Annotated in this window: 13 protein-coding genes and 1 pseudogene; 6 read left to right on the forward strand and 8 right to left on the reverse strand. The window is 59.9% G+C overall.

Translation table 11 applies throughout. From position 1 onward, the window contains the following. Positions 1–6 precede the first annotated feature (6 nt). Positions 7–3,375: a mechanosensitive channel MscK gene (gene mscK / locus M1E04_RS22575; protein WP_456292074.1), complete on the forward strand. Its 3,369-nt coding sequence runs from the start codon at positions 7–9 to the stop codon at positions 3,373–3,375. Positions 3,376–3,423: 48 nt separating this feature from the next. Then, the gene (gene selO / locus M1E04_RS22580; RefSeq protein ID WP_456292075.1) at positions 3,424–4,887 is read left to right on the forward strand and encodes a protein adenylyltransferase SelO; all 1,464 of its coding nucleotides are present in this window, start codon (positions 3,424–3,426) and stop codon (positions 4,885–4,887) included. Positions 4,888–4,904: 17 nt separating this feature from the next. On the opposite strand, the gene M1E04_RS22585 is transcribed toward selO, so the two are convergent. The 3 genes from M1E04_RS22585 to M1E04_RS22595 form a co-directional block, all read right to left on the reverse strand. Further along, positions 4,905–5,306, reverse strand: a complete 402-nt coding sequence (locus M1E04_RS22585; protein WP_456292076.1) for a helix-turn-helix domain-containing protein — start codon at positions 5,304–5,306, stop codon at positions 4,905–4,907. Next, positions 5,303–5,596, reverse strand: a complete 294-nt coding sequence (locus M1E04_RS22590; protein ID WP_192130934.1) for a type II toxin-antitoxin system HigB family toxin — start codon at positions 5,594–5,596, stop codon at positions 5,303–5,305. Before M1E04_RS22590 ends, M1E04_RS22585 begins: the two co-directional genes overlap by 4 nt. Before the next feature lie 77 nt (positions 5,597–5,673). Further along, positions 5,674–6,615 carry a hypothetical protein gene (locus M1E04_RS22595; protein ID WP_456292077.1) on the reverse strand — a complete coding sequence of 314 codons (942 nt, stop codon included), beginning with the start codon at positions 6,613–6,615 and terminating at the stop codon, positions 5,674–5,676. Between the two features lie 397 nt (positions 6,616–7,012). Here M1E04_RS22595 and trxC point away from each other — a divergent pair, with 397 nt between their 5' ends. Next, positions 7,013–7,447, forward strand: a complete 435-nt coding sequence (gene trxC / locus M1E04_RS22600) for a thioredoxin TrxC (RefSeq protein ID WP_456292078.1) — start codon at positions 7,013–7,015, stop codon at positions 7,445–7,447. A 136-nt stretch (positions 7,448–7,583) separates the two neighbouring features. Then, entirely contained in the window at positions 7,584–7,961 is a 378-nt protein-coding gene (locus tag M1E04_RS22605; protein WP_065986603.1) for a PAAR domain-containing protein, read from the forward strand. Positions 7,962–7,989: 28 nt separating this feature from the next. On the opposite strand, the gene M1E04_RS22610 is transcribed toward M1E04_RS22605, so the two are convergent. Beyond that, positions 7,990–8,772 carry a ParA family protein gene (locus M1E04_RS22610; protein WP_065986605.1) on the reverse strand — a complete coding sequence of 261 codons (783 nt, stop codon included), beginning with the start codon at positions 8,770–8,772 and terminating at the stop codon, positions 7,990–7,992. A gap of 354 nt (positions 8,773–9,126) precedes the next feature. Between M1E04_RS22610 and M1E04_RS22615 the strand changes: the two genes are divergently transcribed. Next, positions 9,127–9,615 carry a DUF3261 domain-containing protein gene (locus M1E04_RS22615; protein ID WP_456292079.1) on the forward strand — a complete coding sequence of 163 codons (489 nt, stop codon included), beginning with the start codon at positions 9,127–9,129 and terminating at the stop codon, positions 9,613–9,615. Positions 9,616–9,679: 64 nt separating this feature from the next. Here M1E04_RS22615 and M1E04_RS22620 read toward each other — a convergent pair. Next, positions 9,680–10,570: pseudogene (locus M1E04_RS22620) on the reverse strand (LysR substrate-binding domain-containing protein). Between the two features lie 116 nt (positions 10,571–10,686). On the opposite strand from M1E04_RS22620, the gene M1E04_RS22625 reads away from it, so the two are divergent. Beyond that, a complete protein-coding gene (locus M1E04_RS22625; RefSeq protein WP_456292080.1) occupies positions 10,687–11,952 on the forward strand; it encodes an MFS transporter in 1,266 nt (421 codons plus the stop codon). A gap of 230 nt (positions 11,953–12,182) precedes the next feature. On the opposite strand, the gene M1E04_RS22630 is transcribed toward M1E04_RS22625, so the two are convergent. The 3 genes from M1E04_RS22630 to M1E04_RS22640 all read right to left on the reverse strand — a co-directional run bounded on the left by M1E04_RS22630 (position 12,183) and on the right by M1E04_RS22640 (position 16,518). Then, positions 12,183–13,607: an IS1182 family transposase gene (locus M1E04_RS22630; RefSeq protein ID WP_456291445.1), complete on the reverse strand. Its 1,425-nt coding sequence runs from the start codon at positions 13,605–13,607 to the stop codon at positions 12,183–12,185. A 206-nt stretch (positions 13,608–13,813) separates the two neighbouring features. Continuing rightward, the gene (gene hemE / locus M1E04_RS22635; protein WP_192130922.1) at positions 13,814–14,878 is read right to left on the reverse strand and encodes a uroporphyrinogen decarboxylase; all 1,065 of its coding nucleotides are present in this window, start codon (positions 14,876–14,878) and stop codon (positions 13,814–13,816) included. A gap of 221 nt (positions 14,879–15,099) precedes the next feature. Then, positions 15,100–16,518, reverse strand: a complete 1,419-nt coding sequence (locus tag M1E04_RS22640) for an FAD-dependent oxidoreductase (protein WP_065986613.1) — start codon at positions 16,516–16,518, stop codon at positions 15,100–15,102. Positions 16,519–16,563: the final 45 nt, after the last annotated feature.

The following is a 16,563-nucleotide window of genomic DNA, read 5'->3' on the forward strand; positions in this document are numbered from 1 at the left end:
GTGTCTATGTTCACGCTGCGAAACCTTTTTGCCTCGGCCCTGCTTGGGCTTTGCCTGTCGTCCGTACCGGCGCATGCCGCCGATACGCCCCCCCTGTCCAGCGAGGCCGTCCAGCGCAGTCTGGACAAGATCGCCGACCGCAAGCTGACCGCTGACGACCAGAAAGCGCTGCAGCAGGTGTTGGAACAGACGCTGACGTTTCTGTCCAGCCAGAAGGACAACCAGCAGAAGCTGGAAGACCTGAAAAAGCAGCTTGCCGATGCACCCCGACAGACCACCGAGAACCAGCGCGAGCTGACCAAGCTCAAAGCCAGCAAAGTCATACCGGTCGCGCAGCGTTACGCCAATCTGGACGTGCCGCAGCTTGAGCAAGTACTGAGTCAGCGCAGCGCCCAGCAGGCTGATCTGCAGAAAGCCCTCAATGATGCCAACAGCCTGACCATCACTGCGCAAACCCGACCAGAGCGCGCCCAGGCCGAGATCAGCAGCAGCCAGACGCGCATTCAGGCCATCAACAGCATCCTCAAGTCCGGCAAGGACGGTGGCAAGACCATCAACGCCGACCAGCGCAACGCCTTGAACGCTGAACAGGCTTCGTTGAATGCATTGATTGCCCTCCGTCGTCAGGAGCTTGCCGGCAACAGCCAGTTGCAGGACCTGGGCGGCAGCCAGCGCGACCTGCTTACGGAAAAGGTGAATCGTCAGGATCAGGAAATCCAGGACCTGCAAACGCTGATCAACGAGAAGCGCCGCGCCCAGTCCCAGGAAACCGTGACGCAGTTGTCCCTCGAAGCGCAAAAAGCCGGGGGCAGCAGCCTGCTGGCGACCGAAAGCGCCGCCAACCTCAAGCTCTCCGACTACCTGCTGCGCGGCACAGACCGCCTCAACGAGCTGACCCAGCAGAACCTGAAAACCAAGACCCAGCTGGATGCCATCACACAAACCGATCAGGCGCTGGACGAGCAGATCAACGTGTTGAGCGGCAGCCTGCTGCTATCGAAAATTCTCTACAAACAGAAGCAGTCGTTGCCCAAGCTCAAGCTCGACAGCGGTCTGGCCGACGAAATCGCCGACATCCGCCTGTACCAATTCGAGGTCAATCAGCAGCGCGAGCAGATGAGCAGCCCAAGCGCTTACGTCGACACGCTGCTGGCAACGCAGAAGCCGGAAGACGTCACGCCTGCGCTGCGCAAGACGCTGCTTGATCTGGCGACCACGCGTAGCGACCTGCTGGAGCGGCTGAACCGCGAGCTCAGTGCGCTGCTCAACGAATCCATCACCCTGCAGCTCAATCAGAAACAGCTGGTCAGCACGGCCAACAGCCTGCGAGCCACCCTTGATGAGCAGATGTTCTGGATTCCGAGCAACAAGCCGCTGGACCTGGAGTGGTTCGAGCGCATTCAGCCGCGACTCGTCAAACAGGTCACCACCTTGCCCTGGACGTCCAGTGTCAGCGAGCTGTATGACGGGCTGACCCAGCGTCCGCTGATCTTCCTGCCGCTGTTTCTGGTGATCGGCGCGCTGATGTGGAAACGCAAGGCGCTGTACGACAAGCTCAATCGACTGCACGCCGACATCGGCCACTTCAAACGAGACCGGCAGTGGCAGACGCCGCTGGCCATTTTCATCAACGTGCTGCTGGCGATGCCGTTGTCGCTGACCCTGGCGGTGTGTGCGTTCGCGCTGCAGATCGACGCCCGCGGGCAGAACATCAATCTGGGTTCGGCACTGCTGCAAGTGGCGCTGGCCTGGCTGGTGTTCTACACCGCCTACCGGATTCTCGCGCCGGGCGGCGTGGCGCAATTGCACTTCCGCTGGGAAAAACCGCAAGTGGAATTCCTGCGCGGCTGGATCCGTCGTCTGGGTCTTGTGGTGCTGGCGCTGGTGACAGTGGTCGCGGTGGCCGAGCACGAACCTTCAGCGCTGGCCGACGACGTGATCGGCATCGCCGTGGTGCTGACGTGCTACGCCCTGATGACTTGGCTGCTCGCGCGCCTGCTGCTCACCAGTCCGACCCACCACAGCGCTTCACTGTTTCGCCGCGCAGTGGGTCTGGCCTTCACCGCCCTGCCCGTCGCGCTGTTCGTCGCCGTATGCTTTGGCTATTACTACACCGCGCTGAAGCTCAGTGATCGCCTGATCGACACGCTGTACCTGCTGATGCTGTGGCTGGTCATCGAAGCCGCCTTCGTGCGCGGGCTGAGCGTCGCCGCTCGCCGTCTGGCGTACCAGCGCGCGCTGAGCAAACGTCAGGCCGCGAAAGAAGCCGGCGAAGGCGAAACACTGATCGAAGAGCCGACGCTGGACATAGAGCAGGTCAACCAGCAGTCGCTGCGACTGATTCGTCTGGCACTCATCGCAGGCTTCATCGGCGCGCTCTACTTCGTCTGGGCCGACCTGATTTCGGTGTTCTCGTACCTCGATAACATCACGCTGTACGAATACACCAGCGGTACCGGCGCCAACATCAGCATGGTGCCGATCAGCCTGGGCGACTTGATCGGCGCGCTGGTGATCATCGGCATTACCTTCGTGCTCGCCGGCAACTTGCCGGGCCTACTGGAAGTGCTGGTGCTGTCGAAGCTCAATCTCAAGCAAGGCAGCTCATACGCGACCACCACGTTGCTGTCGTACACCATCGCTGGCGTGGGTTTTGTCTCGACGCTCTCGGCCCTCGGCGTGAGCTGGGACAAGCTGCAATGGCTGGTGGCGGCGCTGTCGGTGGGCCTGGGTTTCGGCATGCAGGAGATCTTCGCCAACTTCATCTCCGGGATCATGATCCTGTTCGAACGCCCGGTGCGGATCGGCGACACGATCACCATTGGCGCCCTGTCGGGTACGGTGAGCAAGATCCGCATCCGCGCGACCACGATTACTGACTTCGACCGCAAGGACATCATTGTCCCGAACAAGACGTTCATCACCGGACAACTGATCAACTGGTCGCTGACCGACACCATCACCCGCGTGACGCTGAAGCTGGGCGTGGATTACGGCTCGGATCTGGACCTGGTGCGCAGCCTGCTGCTCAAGGCCGCCCGTGATAATCCGCGGGTCTTGAAAGAGCCCGAACCGATCGTTTACTTCCTCAATTTCGGTGAAAGCACCCTCGACCACGAGCTGCGCATGCATGTGCGTGACCTGGGGGACCGCAACCCGGTGCTCGACGAGATCAACCGGTTCATCAACAAGGAATTCAAGAAGCAGCACATCAATATCTCGTTCCGGCAGATGGAGGTTTACCTCAAGAATATGCAGGGACAGGAGTACAAGATGGTGCCGGTCGAGCCCGAGCAGAAAACCATCACGCCGACCACTGTTGTGCCTCCAGCGCCAAAAGATGCTCCGGAGCCGCCCGAAGTCAGGCTCGACTGACCATGGAAAACCCAGCAGAATGGTCGGACATTCTGCTGGAGGCATCCCTTGAAAGCCCTAGACGAGCTGACTTTCGATAATCGTTTTGCCCGTCTGGGTGATGCGTTTTCCACCACCGTGCTGCCCGAGCCCATCGCCGACCCGCGGCTGGTGGTTGCCAGCGAAGCGGCCCTCGCGTTGCTCGATCTGGACCTCGCTCAGGCAGAACAACCTCTGTTTGCTGAAATTTTCAGCGGTCACAAACTGTGGGCCGAGGCCGATCCGCGGGCGATGGTTTATTCGGGTCATCAATTCGGTTCGTACAACCCGCGCCTGGGTGATGGCCGCGGTTTGCTGCTCGGCGAGGTATATAACGACGCCGGCGAACACTGGGACCTGCACCTGAAGGGCGCCGGACAGACACCGTACTCGCGCATGGGCGATGGTCGTGCTGTATTGCGCTCGTCGATCCGCGAGTTTCTGGCCTCAGAAGCTTTGCATGCCTTGGGCATCCCGACCAGCCGCGCGGCCTGTGTGATCGGCTCCAACACCCCGGTGTGGCGTGAAACCCAGGAACGCGCAGCGATGGTGCTGCGATTGGCGCAAAGCCACGTGCGCTTCGGCAGCCTCGAGTATTTCTTCTACACCAAACAGCCGGAACAGCTGAAGCAACTGGCCGATCACGTGCTGTCCCTGCACTACCCCGAATGTCTGGAACAGCCCGAACCGCACCTGGCGATGTTTCGCGTGATCGTCGAGCGTCAGGCCGAGCTGATTGCCAAATGGCAGGCCTATGGCTTCTGTCATGGCGTGATGAACACCGACAACATGTCGATTCTCGGCATCACCTTCGACTTCGGCCCGTTCGCGTTTCTGGATGACTTCGACCAGCATTTCGTCTGCAACCATTCCGATCACGAAGGCCGCTACTCTTTCAGCAATCAGGTGCCGATTGGCCAGTGGAACCTCAGCGCGCTGGCCCAGGCGCTGACACCCTTCATCAGTGTTGAGGCATTGCGTGAGGCGCTGGACCTGTTTCTGCCGCTGTATCAGGCGCATTACCTGGACCTGATGCGTCGACGTCTGGGCCTGACAACGGCCGAAGAAGATGACGCTGACCTGATCGCGCGCTTACTCCAACTGATGCAGAACAGCGGCGTCGACTACACCCTGTTTTTCCGCCATCTGGGGGAGGAATCAGCCGACGTCGCGGCAGGCACGTTGCGCGGCGACTTCGTCGACATGCTCGGCTTCGATGCCTGGGCCGACGCCTACAAAGCCCGCATCGCCCGCGAACCCGAGTCCAGTCAGCAGGATCGCCGCACGCGCATGCACGCGGTTAACCCACTGTACATCCTGCGTAACTACCTGGCCCAACGCGCCATCGAAGCGGCCGAACAAGGCGATGACAGCGAAGTCCGCCGCCTGCATCAGGTGCTGTGCACACCGTTCGATGAGCAGCCTGGAATGGAGGGTTATGCACAGCGTCCGCCGGATTGGGGGAAGCATCTGGAGATCAGTTGCTCGTCGTGAGTGGGGGTGAGTTGAGGTCAGATAAAGACCTCTGCCGGCACGCCGAAACGTTCCGAAATCTTGCGGATCTGCTTGAGGGACAACTGGCGCTCGCCCGAGAGTATTTCGGAAATGACGGACTGCGTCCCCACTTCAGGCATGTCGCCCTGGCCGAGGTTGTGCTCGTGCATCAGGTAACGCAGCGTCTCGGAGCCTGAGGCCATAGGCATGGGCCGATGCTCATGGTCATAGGCTTCAATCATTTCGCTGACCAATATGGCGAGACGATTCAGAGGGTGCTGCTCATCCTCTCCGATGATCTCCAACAGTTCGTCGAGCCCGCTGACAAGCAGGTCATATTCAGCTTCCGTTTCAGGCCGAGTCAGCAATGGCGCCAAGTGATGCCAGTGCTCCGCAGCCTGTTTAATGAGCGCGCTCATTGCTCATCCCTCCATTTACCTTTGTCGTATTCACGATGGTCGAACACATGCTTTATGTACAGCCGCTGCGCTGAGTAGTTAACCGACGCAATCAGCCGGATCTTGTTCCCGCCGATATCAAAAACATGAAATCTTCCCACTTTATCTGTAGAGGGCAACATCGTTCTCATCGCACTAAAATCGTTCAGCCTGGATGCTTTGATTAAGCGGTACCAAGCGTCCAGAGCCGTTGCCGATTGTGGCCATCTCTTTTTTGCCTCCCAGATTCGCTTTTCAGTGATGACGTGCATTTCCCTACCGTTGTGCGTGCAATATCCAGCTTAGCGACCCATCCGACCATTACCAACTGCAATGGCCGGAGCATTTTTTATCCTGCTGCCTTCTCATTCCTGGTCGTGGTACTCACTTGCTCAACTTGCGTACCGGCATTCGCAGCCGCTGGCTTTTCAAGCCCGTGCGCCGCCGTAGCTGGCTCAGGTGAACTACGAGGCGCGAACTTCTTCGTGTAGGCGATGTTGTTTGGGTCGGCTTTCTTGTCTTTGCTGGTGTCGACGATGCCGGCCAGAATGTCATAGAGGATCAATTTGCGGTCCGCCGCCTGACGTCCAAAAGCGCCCGGCAGGCTGGGCAGCGTCGGGTCACTCTTGATTCGCGCCTCCAGAATGGCTTGCGCTCCCTTGGGATAACTCACCGCCCTTTCAATCGCGGGCAGCGACTTGAGGTAGCTCAGAGCGTCGTTATAGAACCGGGATGCCTGGCCCGTCCGGGCTTGCTCGATCACTCCCCCGTTTATCGCAACCTTGCGCCAGTCCTCGTCCATCTTCTGCACGCCCTGCCAGGCCGCACGCCGTTCGTTGAGCGTGAAGCTTGCGCTGTCGTCAAAGGCAATCAGATTCAGTTGTTCGCGGGAGAGATTCTCGAACAGGCTCTTGGCGTTCTTGTCGCCCGCCAGCGTCCGGGTCACGAACGCACTGGCCTCGCGCGCACGGTCCAGCAACTCAGGGTCGTTCGTCTTGGGCACTTCCATCGCCCGGGTGCCGCTGTTGGCCGCGCGGCCTTCGATCAAAAACTCATTGATGCGATTACGCCCGTATTGCCCCAATTCGGCATGGGTCATCCCTGCGTCTCTCTTCTCGGCTCGCGCTGCGCTCTCGTTCAACTGAGCCGCCAGTGTCGAAAACGTCGCTTTGTCGGCAGTCGCCAGTGCGGCCTTGTCGACAGCTTTTGGATCGCTGGTCGCGACAGTGCCGAGGGCTTGTGTTTTGTTCGCGACAACCGCTGCAACGGCGGCCTGGATCTGGCTGATCATGGGCGACTCCCTGGCTATGAGATGACAGGAGCCAACACGCATCATCGCCAGCCAGCCCCTCGCGTCGACACTAACGACGGGCAGGCAGGGCGAACAGTTGGGCGAACGGGGGATGCTTTCGGATAATTAGCGCTTGGGGATTCGGCTTAACGCGCGCAGTCAGGGGCTGGGACCAAGGATGAAAGGGGAGTTTGTTGCTTCTTCAGGTTTGAGATTTTGTGAGCGAGGGGTACCCCAGCGAGGGATGAAAAGGTGAGCCAGCTCACACCTCGGATTTGAGGTGGCCAACGAAGCCAGCCATTTACGACGACCCGGCGATAACGGTGAAACCGTAAAGCTTGATAACCCACCCCTCCGACTCCACCTAATAGTCATCAATCCTACTCAGGCCTCTGCCATGTCCGATTCCCTGCTGATACCCTGCCCGCATTGCAACGGGCTCAATCGCATCCCTGCCGCGCGGGTGTCCGACCAGCCGAAATGCGGGCGTTGCAAGCAGCCGGTTTTGCTGAGCAAGCCGTTCAACCTGACGCAGGGCGATTACGCCAGTCAGATAAAGGGCGATCTGCCGATGTTGGTGGACGTCTGGGCCGAGTGGTGCGGGCCGTGCAAATCCTTCGCGCCGACGTTCGAGCAGGCGGCGACTCAACTGATCGGGCGTGTTCGCCTGGCGAAGCTGGACAGCGAGGCCAATCAGCAGCTTTCCGCGCAGCTGGGCGTTCGCTCGATCCCGAGTTTGATCCTGTTTAAGGACGGTCGTGAAGTTGCCCGGCAGAGCGGCGCGATGCCGTTGCAACAGCTGATGGCCTGGCTGACCAGTCAGGGAATATGAAAGGCGTTTCCTCGGCGATCGAAGTGCGTGACAGCCAGCGCTGTAGGGATGTTCTGAAAGCGCTTCTTTGCCCCGAGTCCGTCGAATTCTGCGTCTAGGCTTCGCCATTCCTATCGGCACCCTGGAGTGGTTAGCAATGACATACGTGGTCAGAGAGGGCGATTCAACGACAACCGGCGGCGTGGTGTTGAGCGCTTCAGGCTCGCACACATGGGAGGAGCGGCGCCTGGCGCGGATGGGCGATCCGGTCTGGTGCGAGGGGTGTGCACAGATCGGCTTCATTGCCCAAGGCAATCCGACCTTCATCGACGAACTCGTCGCCGTGGCGACGCACGGCCAGACGGTGCGCTGCGGCTGCGCGGAAGGTACCCATCGCCTGATCGCCAGCCAGGATCAGCTTCAGGCCGACATGGACGCGACCATCGACATTCCCAAGGACATGGCCGAAAAGGCGCGCAAGCGAGCCAAGCACATGACCCGAGCCCGTCGGGAAAGCCACGCGCCGCTGACCTGAGCCTTCATCTTGCCTCGCATCTCGTCAGTCAGCGATTCCCGGCACCCGTTTCCAGCAAATGATGCAGCTCAATAAACTGCTGAGTCAGCTTATGCCGCGGTTCCAGATGGATCAGCGGCATGTTGGCCTGGTGGGATTCACGCATCTTGATCGAGCTGGTGAGGTAAACCGGCAGCACCGGCAGCCCTTCCGCGATGAGTTCATCAAGGATCTGCTGGGGCAGGCTCGCCCGCGCCTGGAACTGGTTGACGATAATGCCCTCCACCTCCAGATCCTCGTTGTGATCTTCCTTGAGCTCTTCGATTTCCTTGAGCAACCCGTACAGCGCCTGGCGGGAGAAACTGTCGCAGTCGAACGGAATCAGCACCCGATCCGCCGCGATCAACGCCGACACCGCGTAAAAATTCAGCGCCGGGGGCGTGTCCAGGTAGATGCGCTCGTAATCTTCGCTCAGCTCATCCAGCAGTTTGCGGAGCTTGTTGATCTTGTGCTTTGCTTCCAGCTTGGGCTGCAGATCAGCCAGCTCCGCCGTAGCGGTCACCACATGAAGGTTGTCGAAGGGCGTCTCGTAGATGTCGACCTGGTTCTTTTTAGCCCCAGGCCCGGATGACAAGGTCTGCTTGAAGAAATCGGCGATGCCCATGGGAATCTCGTCGCCAGTCAGCCCGGTCAGGTACTGCGTCGAGTTGGCCTGGGCATCAAGATCGATCAACAGCGTCCGATAACCTTCATGAGCACTGACAGCCGCCAGATTGCAGGCGATGCTGGATTTGCCAACGCCGCCCTTCTGATTGAACACCACACGCCGCATGTAAGACTCCCTGTTGCTGTCTAGCCGTGAAGGATCGCCTGCGACCCGATGAGTGGTCCCGAGTCTAGGCAATCGCGATGAGTAGGGCGAGTCTCTCGGAAAAATCTGACTGCAAGCGCCCAGCCTGGAACATCAGAAGTCTGATTGCACCTACAAAATAATGTCAGACGCCACTGCTCTGCCCCTAAGAGTAGTCCTCACTAAACTCACTATTTGTTTCAACGTTTGCCTCAGTGCGCTGGCATCGAGATAATGCCCGTCACTCGGTGATGGCGCCGCGCCATAGCCGGTGTCATTTCGGCGACTCGAAGCCCGGGAATACAAATTGTCGGCACACCTGGAAGGTAAAGCTTCATGATTCGCGCTTTGTTGCTGTTATGCGTGCTGTTAGTCAGTGGCTGCGCCAGCCATGCGCCGCTGCCTGCGCAAATACCTCACATCAAATTCCCCGTGCAGCTGCAGGTCCAGCGTGAGCAAGCCAGTCAGCGCGGAGAGTGGCTGATGACGATTCAGAAGGAGCGCCACGGCCTGCGCTTCTCGTTGCTGGACACCCTCGGTACTCCCGTGGCGCGTCAGCAGCTTCGCGAAGAGCGCTGGAAGGCAGACAGCCAACTGCCCCCCAACCACGAGGCAAGGGAGCTGTTCGCCGCCGTGCTTTTCGCCCTGACGTCCCTCGAGGAAGTGCGCTTTGACTACCCTGGCGTGCAGCTGCGTCCCTATGGTCGCAGCCTGGACGATCGCTGGTTTATCGATTACGCCTCCGCGGGTGTGTTCCGGATCAGCATGGAGAGCGGCGAACTGAAATACGTGGTCACTCCACTCCAGGGCAAGGTGAGCAAATGACGGCGTTGCCCTGCACTCTGGACCATCTGCAATAACGCCTTCGGCTTCTACACCGTGCCTCGGTTCAGCCCGCCTTGCGCGTCACCAGCTCGACAAACGCCTTGGCCATGGGCGACTTCTGGTCCTTGCGTTGCACCAGCCACACCGCTGACGTCGCCTGGGCATCTAGCAGCGTCCGGTACACCACCCCCTCGATGCGCATGCGTTGATAGGACGCCGGCAGCACCGTCACGCCCAGTCCGGCTGCCACCAGACCAATGATGGTCATCGCCTCGCCCGCCTCCTGGGTGAACAACGGGCTGAAACCCGCCTCCCGCGCCAGATCCAGCAACTGCGCGTAGAGCCCGCTGCCGTAACTGCGCGGGAAGAACACAAACGGCTCACTGGCCAGTTCCCGCAGATGAATGCCGCGTTCCTAGCCTTCGGCCAGTGGATGGTCCGAGCGCAGGACGGCCACCAACGGTTCGTGCAGCAGCTCCACGGCGACCAACGACTCCGGCAACGGCAGGGGCCGCATGATGCCCACTTGCATCGACTCGTTCTCGAGCCGCTCGGCAACCTCCCGACTGCTCATTTCCTGAAGTGCCAGGTGCACCGCCGGATAGCGCTGGCGAAACGCGAAGATGGCCTGCGGGATGCTTGAGGTGAACGGTGCGGATGCCGTAAAGCCAATCTTCAGCTCGCCCAGTTCGCCCAATTGTGCACGCCGAGCGACGTCCGACGCCTTCTCGACCTGTGCCAGCACCAAGCGCGCTTCATCGAGGAACAACCGGCCCGCTTCGCTCAGTTCCACCCGGCGATTGGTTCGCTCAAACAGACGCGCACCGAGCTCTTGCTCCAGCGCCTGAATCTGCTGGCTCAGTGGCGGTTGCGAGATGCCGAGCGCCTGAGCAGCGCGGCCAAAATGCAGCTCTTCAGCGACAGCGATGAAGTAACGCAGGTGTCGTAATTCCATGGTCATCCCAGTAGGTCGTGAAACCTATCAAACAGGTCGAACAATATATTGGAAGCAATCGTTAGCCGACTATATTCTTTTGCCACTGCTCCCCGCTCTCCCGTCTGAGGTCACCCGTGAATACTGCTGCATCCCCTTCTGCGTCCGCCGAGTTCACCACTGCGGCCATCCCGTTGGGCGACACGTACATCGAGAAGGACACGCCCGCTTTCATTCGCACGGTGCTGGCGCTGTTTTCTGGCGGTTTCGCGACGTTTGCACTGCTGTACTGCGTGCAACCGATGATGCCGGTGCTGTCGCGGGACTTCTCCATCAACGCCGCCCAGAGCAGCATGATTCTCTCGGTGTCCACCGCGATGCTGGCGATCGGGTTGCTCATCACCGGCCCCATCTCAGATCGGCTCGGCCGCAAGTCGGTGATGGTGTTCTCGCTGTTCTCGGCCGCCCTTTTCACCATCGCCAGCGCACTGATGCCGACCTGGGAAGGCGTGCTGATCACGCGGGCGTTCGTGGGTTTGTCGCTGAGCGGACTTGCCGCCGTTGCCATGACCTATCTCAGCGAAGAGATCCACCCGCAGCACATCGGCCTGGCGATGGGTCTGTATATCGGCGGCAACGCCATCGGCGGCATGAGTGGCCGGGTGATCACCGGGGTGTTGAGCGATTACGTCAGCTGGCACACGGCACTGTTGATCATGGGCATCATCGCGCTGGGCGCAGCCGGTGTGTTCTGGAAAATCCTGCCACCGTCGCGCAATTTCCGCGCCCGTCCGCTCAACGGCCGCAGCCTGCTGGAAGGCTTTGTCCTGCAGTTCCGTGACGCCGGGCTGCCGTGGCTGTTTCTCGAAGGCTTCCTGCTGATGGGCGCGTTCGTGACGCTGTTCAACTACATCGGCTACCGCTTGCTGGCAGACCCATACAACCTGAGCCAGGCCGTGGTCGGCCTGTTTTCGGTGGTGTATCTGTCAGGCATCTACAGCTCGGCGAAGATCGGCGCACTGGCCGATCAACTGGGCCGGCGCAATGTGCTGTGGGCCGTGATCGTGCTGATGCTCGTCGGCGTGGCGCTGACCTTGTTCACCCCGCTGGTGGTGGTGATCGTCGGCGTGCTGATGTTCACCTTCGGCTTCTTCGGCGCCCACTCCGTCGCCAGCAGCTGGATCGGCCGCCGCGCTATCAAAGCCAAAGGCCAGGCCTCGTCGCTGTACCTGTTCAGCTACTACGTAGGCTCCAGCGTCGCCGGCACCGGCGGCGGCGTATTCTGGCACTACGCCGGCTGGAACGGCATTGGCGCCTTCATTGGCGCCCTCCTGCTGATCGCCCTCGCCGTTGCGCTGAAACTGGCGAAAGTAAAACCGCTGGCGGTGAATGTGCAGGTTTGAGCCAAGGGTCATATTGGGCAATGCGCGCGCTGTTCTAGGGGGACCGGCTTCAGCCGGGAAGACGCCCTTATGTGCGCCGTCAATTTTGCGGTGTGACGCTTGACGTCTTCCCGGCTAAAGCCGGTCCTACACAGACCGTGTGAAAACCAGCTACTCAGCAGCTAACCAAAAAAAATGCCCCGATCAACTCGGGGCATTTTCCATTTATACAGAGAAGAAAAAGACCTTCCTCAGGCCAGTAACTCCATCATTCGGCGCACACCCAGCACGTTGATCGCTCTTTTCAGGTTGTAGGCGTTCACCGCCAGCGCCATTTCCGTTCGCGCACCTTTGAGCTGGCGAAGCAGGAACCGGCCATTGCCGTAAATCCATTGTTTGAGGTTGCCAAACGGGTGCTCAACGATGCTTCGTCGAGCCTCGACGATTTCCGGGTGGGCCTGCATTCGCAGCGCCATTCGCTCAAATGCATCTTCATAGGCATGACGTGTGATCGAGCGGTATTTGGTCTTGGTGCATTGGTTTTTAAGGGCGCAGGATCCACAAGCGCCAGCGCTGGCGCGGTAGAAACGCTTTCCCTTGTTCAACTGAACCAGCGTCAGCAAATGGCCTGTCGGGCATTGATAACGATCATTTTCCCGATCATAGGTGAAGTCTTCCCGACGGAAAAACGAGGGCTCTTCGACCTTGCTGTTGATGGTTCGATTGATCGGTACATACGCTGTGATGCCCGCGTCGTCGCAGGCTTGGAAGTGCTTGCCGCTGGAGTATCCAGCATCAGCCGTGACGGTCAGATTCGGCTGTTCCAGCACTTCCTGAGTCGCTTTTGCCATCGGCTCCAGTTGCTTGCGATCGTCGCTATCCTGAGTGACTTCGTGGTGCACGATCAGGCTGTTTTCAGCGTCGACTGCGGTCTGCACGTTGTAGGCAACGGCCATGCCCTGCGGGGCTCGCATCATCCGCGCATCGCTTTCGGTGCTGATGAATTGCGTGATTTGCAGCTCGTCCATCAGTGCCTGGCAGGTCAGGTTGTCGTCCCGCTTGGCGGTCAGTTTTGCCAGCACCGTTTTAACAGCGCTTCGATCCACAACCTCTTCATTTTCGTCGCGATCCGCGCTATCCAAATCCTCCAGATATTTCGCTATCCGGCGATCAAGTTTTTCCTGATCGCGCTTGAGGTGCTTGGTGCTGATGTGACGACGGGCCGAGGCTACGGCCTTGAATTTGCTGCCATCAATAGCAACCAGATCACCTTTTACCAGGCCTGCCGAACGGCAGAACTGAACAAACGCGCGGCACGTTGCGGAGAACGCAGTGGCGTTATCTTTGCGGAAGTCGGCGATGGTTTTGAAGTCCGGCGCGAGGCGGTTGAGCAGCCACATGACTTCGATGTTGCGTTGGCACTCAGCCTCAAGCCGGCGCGAAGACCGTATGCGCTGGAAGTAGCCGTAGATGTAGAGTTTGAGCAGGTCGGCGGGGTTGTAGGGCGGACGTCCGTTGCCCTTGGGAATAGCTTTATCGAACCCCAGAACCCTGAGATCCAGGCGCGAAACATAGGCGTCAATGACTCGGACAAGATGGTCTTCGGGAATGACTTCGTCGATGGAAACCGGAAACAGGCTGGTCTGGTTTCGAGATTCGCCCTGGATGTACGCCATAAGAAAATGCCCCGCATCTTTCGATGCGGGGCATTTTCTTAGATCTGAGGCAGGTTGGCTAGGTTTTCACACAGTCTGTACATTTGCGTTCACAGGCGCTTTCACTGACTGCACGCGCTACCGGTTCGCGATCAAAGCTAACCGCAGCCTGAACCCCACACGAAAACGCCCGGCATGTGCCGGGCGTTTTCATAGCTGCAAAGCGCTTACTGGTGATACTTCGCCGACATTTCGTGCACCGCTTCGATGAAGGCGCCGGCATTGGCCGGGTTGACTTCGGGGGTGATGCCGTGGCCAAGGTTGAAAACGTGGCCGGTGCCGCTGCCGTAGCTGGCGAGGATGTTCGAGACTTCCTGGCGGATGGCGTTTGGGTTGGCGTAGAGCACAGTCGGGTCCATGTTGCCTTGCAGCGCGACCTTGCTGCCGACGCGGCGGCGGGCTTCGCCGATGTCGCAGGTCCAGTCCAGGCCCAGCGCATCGGCGCCGGCGTCGGCGATGCTTTCCAGCCACATGCCGCCGCCTTTGGTGAACAGGATGACCGGAACTTTGCGCCCGTCGTGCTCACGGATCAGGCCGTTGACGATCTTGCGCATGTAAGCCAGTGAGAATTCCTGATACGCCGCGGCCGAAAGGCTCCCGCCCCAGCTGTCAAAGATCTGCACCGCCTGGGCGCCTGCCAGAATCTGGCCGTTCAGGTACGCCGTGACCGACTGCGCGAGCTTGTCGAGCAGCAAGTGCATGGCGTGGGGGTTGTCGTAGAGCATGGCCTTGGATTTGCGGAAGTCCTTGGACGAGCCGCCTTCGACCATATACGTCGCCAGGGTCCACGGGCTGCCGGCGAACCCGATTAGCGGCACACGGCCGTTGAGCTCGCGGCGAATGGTGCTGACCGCGTCCATGACGTAACCGAGGTCTTTCTGCGCGTCAGGGATCGGCAACGCTTCGATGTCAGCCAGGGTGGTGACGGTTTTGCGGAAGCGCGGACCTTCGCCGGTTTCGAAGTACAGCCCCAGGCCCATGGCATCGGGAACGGTGAGAATGTCGGAGAACAGAATGGCGGCGTCGAGCGGATAGCGCTCAAGGGGCTGCAGGGTGACTTCGCAGGCAAACGCCGGGTTCATGCACAAGCTCATGAAGTCTCCGGCCTTGGCGCGACTGGCGCGGTACTCCGGGAGGTAGCGGCCGGCCTGGCGCATCATCCATACAGGCGTGACGTCAACAGGCTGCTTGAGCAGGGCGCGAAGGAAACGGTCGTTCTTCAGGGCAGTCATGTCGGCATCCGGAAAAAAAGTGCGGGCATTTTCTCAGACACCAACATAAAAGGCACGGTCGGTGCCGTGCCTTTTATTTATCGGGGCGATTTGTCGCATCAATTCAGCGGCAAGCGGCAAGCTTCAAGTAAAAGCAGATCAGCGTCTGCCATTGGCTTGTGGCTTGGCGCTTGGCGCTTGGCGCTTGCAGCTTGCAGCTTGCAGCTTGCAGCTTGCGTCAATCAGACGCCCAGATAATCCAGAATCCCTTCAGCCGCGTTGCGGCCTTCAAAGATCGCCGTTACCACCAGATCAGACCCGCGCACCATGTCGCCGCCGGCGAAGATCTTCGGGTTGCTGGTCTGGTGCTTGAACTGGCCCTGCTCCGGCGCCACGACACGGCCCTGGCTGTCGACCTGGATACCCTGCGGATCGAACCACAATGCCGGGCTTGGCCGGAAGCCGAAGGCGATGACCACGGCATCCGCCGGGATGATCTCTTCGGAACCCGGAATCGGCTCCGGGCTGCGACGGCCTCGCGCATCCGGCTCGCCCAGGCGCGTTTCGACGACTTTCACGCCTTCGACCCGATCCTCGCCCACGATGGCGATGGGCTGACGGTTGTACAGGAACCTTACGCCCTCTTCCTTGGCGTTCTTCACTTCCTTGCGCGAGCCCGGCATGTTTTCTTCGTCGCGACGATAGGCGCAGGTCACTGACTTGGCGCCCTGGCGAATCGACGTGCGGTTGCAGTCCATCGCCGTGTCACCGCCGCCCAGTACCACGACCTTCTTGCCCTTCATGTCGACGAAATCTTCCGGCGACTTTTCAAAGCCCATGTTGCGGTTGACGTTGGCGATCAGGAAATCCAGCGCGTCGTGCACGCCCGGCAAGTCTTCACCGGGGAAGCCACCCTTCATGTACGTGTACGTGCCCATGCCCATGAACACCGCGTCGTACTCTTCCAGCAACTGCTCGACGGTGATGTCCTTGCCGATCTCGGTGTTGAGGCGGAACTCGATGCCCATGCCGGTGAACACTTCGCGGCGATTGCTCAGCACGCTCTTCTCGAGCTTGAACTCGGGAATACCGAAGGTCAGCAGACCGCCGATCTCCGGGTTCTTGTCGAACACCACCGGCTTCACGCCGCCACGCACCAGAACGTCAGCGCAGCCCAGGCCGGCCGGGCCTGCGCCAATGATTGCCACGCGCTTGCCGTTGGGCACAACGCGGGACATGTCCGGGCGCCAGCCCATGGCGAAGGCCGTATCGGTGATGTACTTCTCGACCGAACCAATGGTCACCGCGCCGAAGCCGTCGTTGAGGGTGCACGCGCCCTCGCACAGACGATCCTGCGGGCACACACGGCCGCAAACTTCCGGCAGGGTGTTGGTCTGGTGCGACAGCTCGGCGGCCGCGAGGATGTTGCCCTCGGAGACCAGCTTCAGCCAGTTGGGAATGAAGTTATGCACAGGGCATTTCCATTCACAGTACGGGTTGCCGCAACCCAGGCAACGGTGCGCCTGATCGGCGGACTGCTGAGGCTTGAAAGGTTCGTAGATCTCCACGAACTCTTTCTTGCGCTGACGCAGCAGCTTCTTCTTCGGATCTTTACGCCCGACTTCGATGAACTGGAAGTCGTTACTGAGACGTTCAGCCATGGTGTTAGAACTCCTGACTACAGCCCCAAGCGCCACGCTTGGAGC

It is taken from the genome of Pseudomonas sp. AK106 (assembly GCF_053903055.1).

What these genes read in the sequence shown, in the direction of transcription:
- M1E04_RS22610 (WP_065986605.1), bottom strand. Translation starts at nt 8,772, where the DNA reads ATGCGGCGTGTGGTGTTCAATCAGAAGGGCGGCGTTGGCAAATCCAGC.
- M1E04_RS22585 (WP_456292076.1), bottom strand. Translation starts at nt 5,306, where the DNA reads ATGAGCGCGCTCATTAAACAGGCTGCGGAGCACTGGCATCACTTGGCG.
- trxC (WP_456292078.1), top strand. Translation starts at nt 7,013, where the DNA reads ATGTCCGATTCCCTGCTGATACCCTGCCCGCATTGCAACGGGCTCAAT.
- M1E04_RS22640 (WP_065986613.1), bottom strand. Translation starts at nt 16,518, where the DNA reads ATGGCTGAACGTCTCAGTAACGACTTCCAGTTCATCGAAGTCGGGCGT.
- mscK (WP_456292074.1), top strand. Translation starts at nt 7, where the DNA reads ATGTTCACGCTGCGAAACCTTTTTGCCTCGGCCCTGCTTGGGCTTTGC.
- M1E04_RS22615 (WP_456292079.1), top strand. Translation starts at nt 9,127, where the DNA reads ATGATTCGCGCTTTGTTGCTGTTATGCGTGCTGTTAGTCAGTGGCTGC.
- M1E04_RS22590 (WP_192130934.1), bottom strand. Translation starts at nt 5,596, where the DNA reads ATGCACGTCATCACTGAAAAGCGAATCTGGGAGGCAAAAAAGAGATGG.
- M1E04_RS22595 (WP_456292077.1), bottom strand. Translation starts at nt 6,615, where the DNA reads ATGATCAGCCAGATCCAGGCCGCCGTTGCAGCGGTTGTCGCGAACAAA.
- M1E04_RS22630 (WP_456291445.1), bottom strand. Translation starts at nt 13,607, where the DNA reads ATGGCGTACATCCAGGGCGAATCTCGAAACCAGACCAGCCTGTTTCCG.
- hemE (WP_192130922.1), bottom strand. Translation starts at nt 14,878, where the DNA reads ATGACTGCCCTGAAGAACGACCGTTTCCTTCGCGCCCTGCTCAAGCAG.
- M1E04_RS22605 (WP_065986603.1), top strand. Translation starts at nt 7,584, where the DNA reads ATGACATACGTGGTCAGAGAGGGCGATTCAACGACAACCGGCGGCGTG.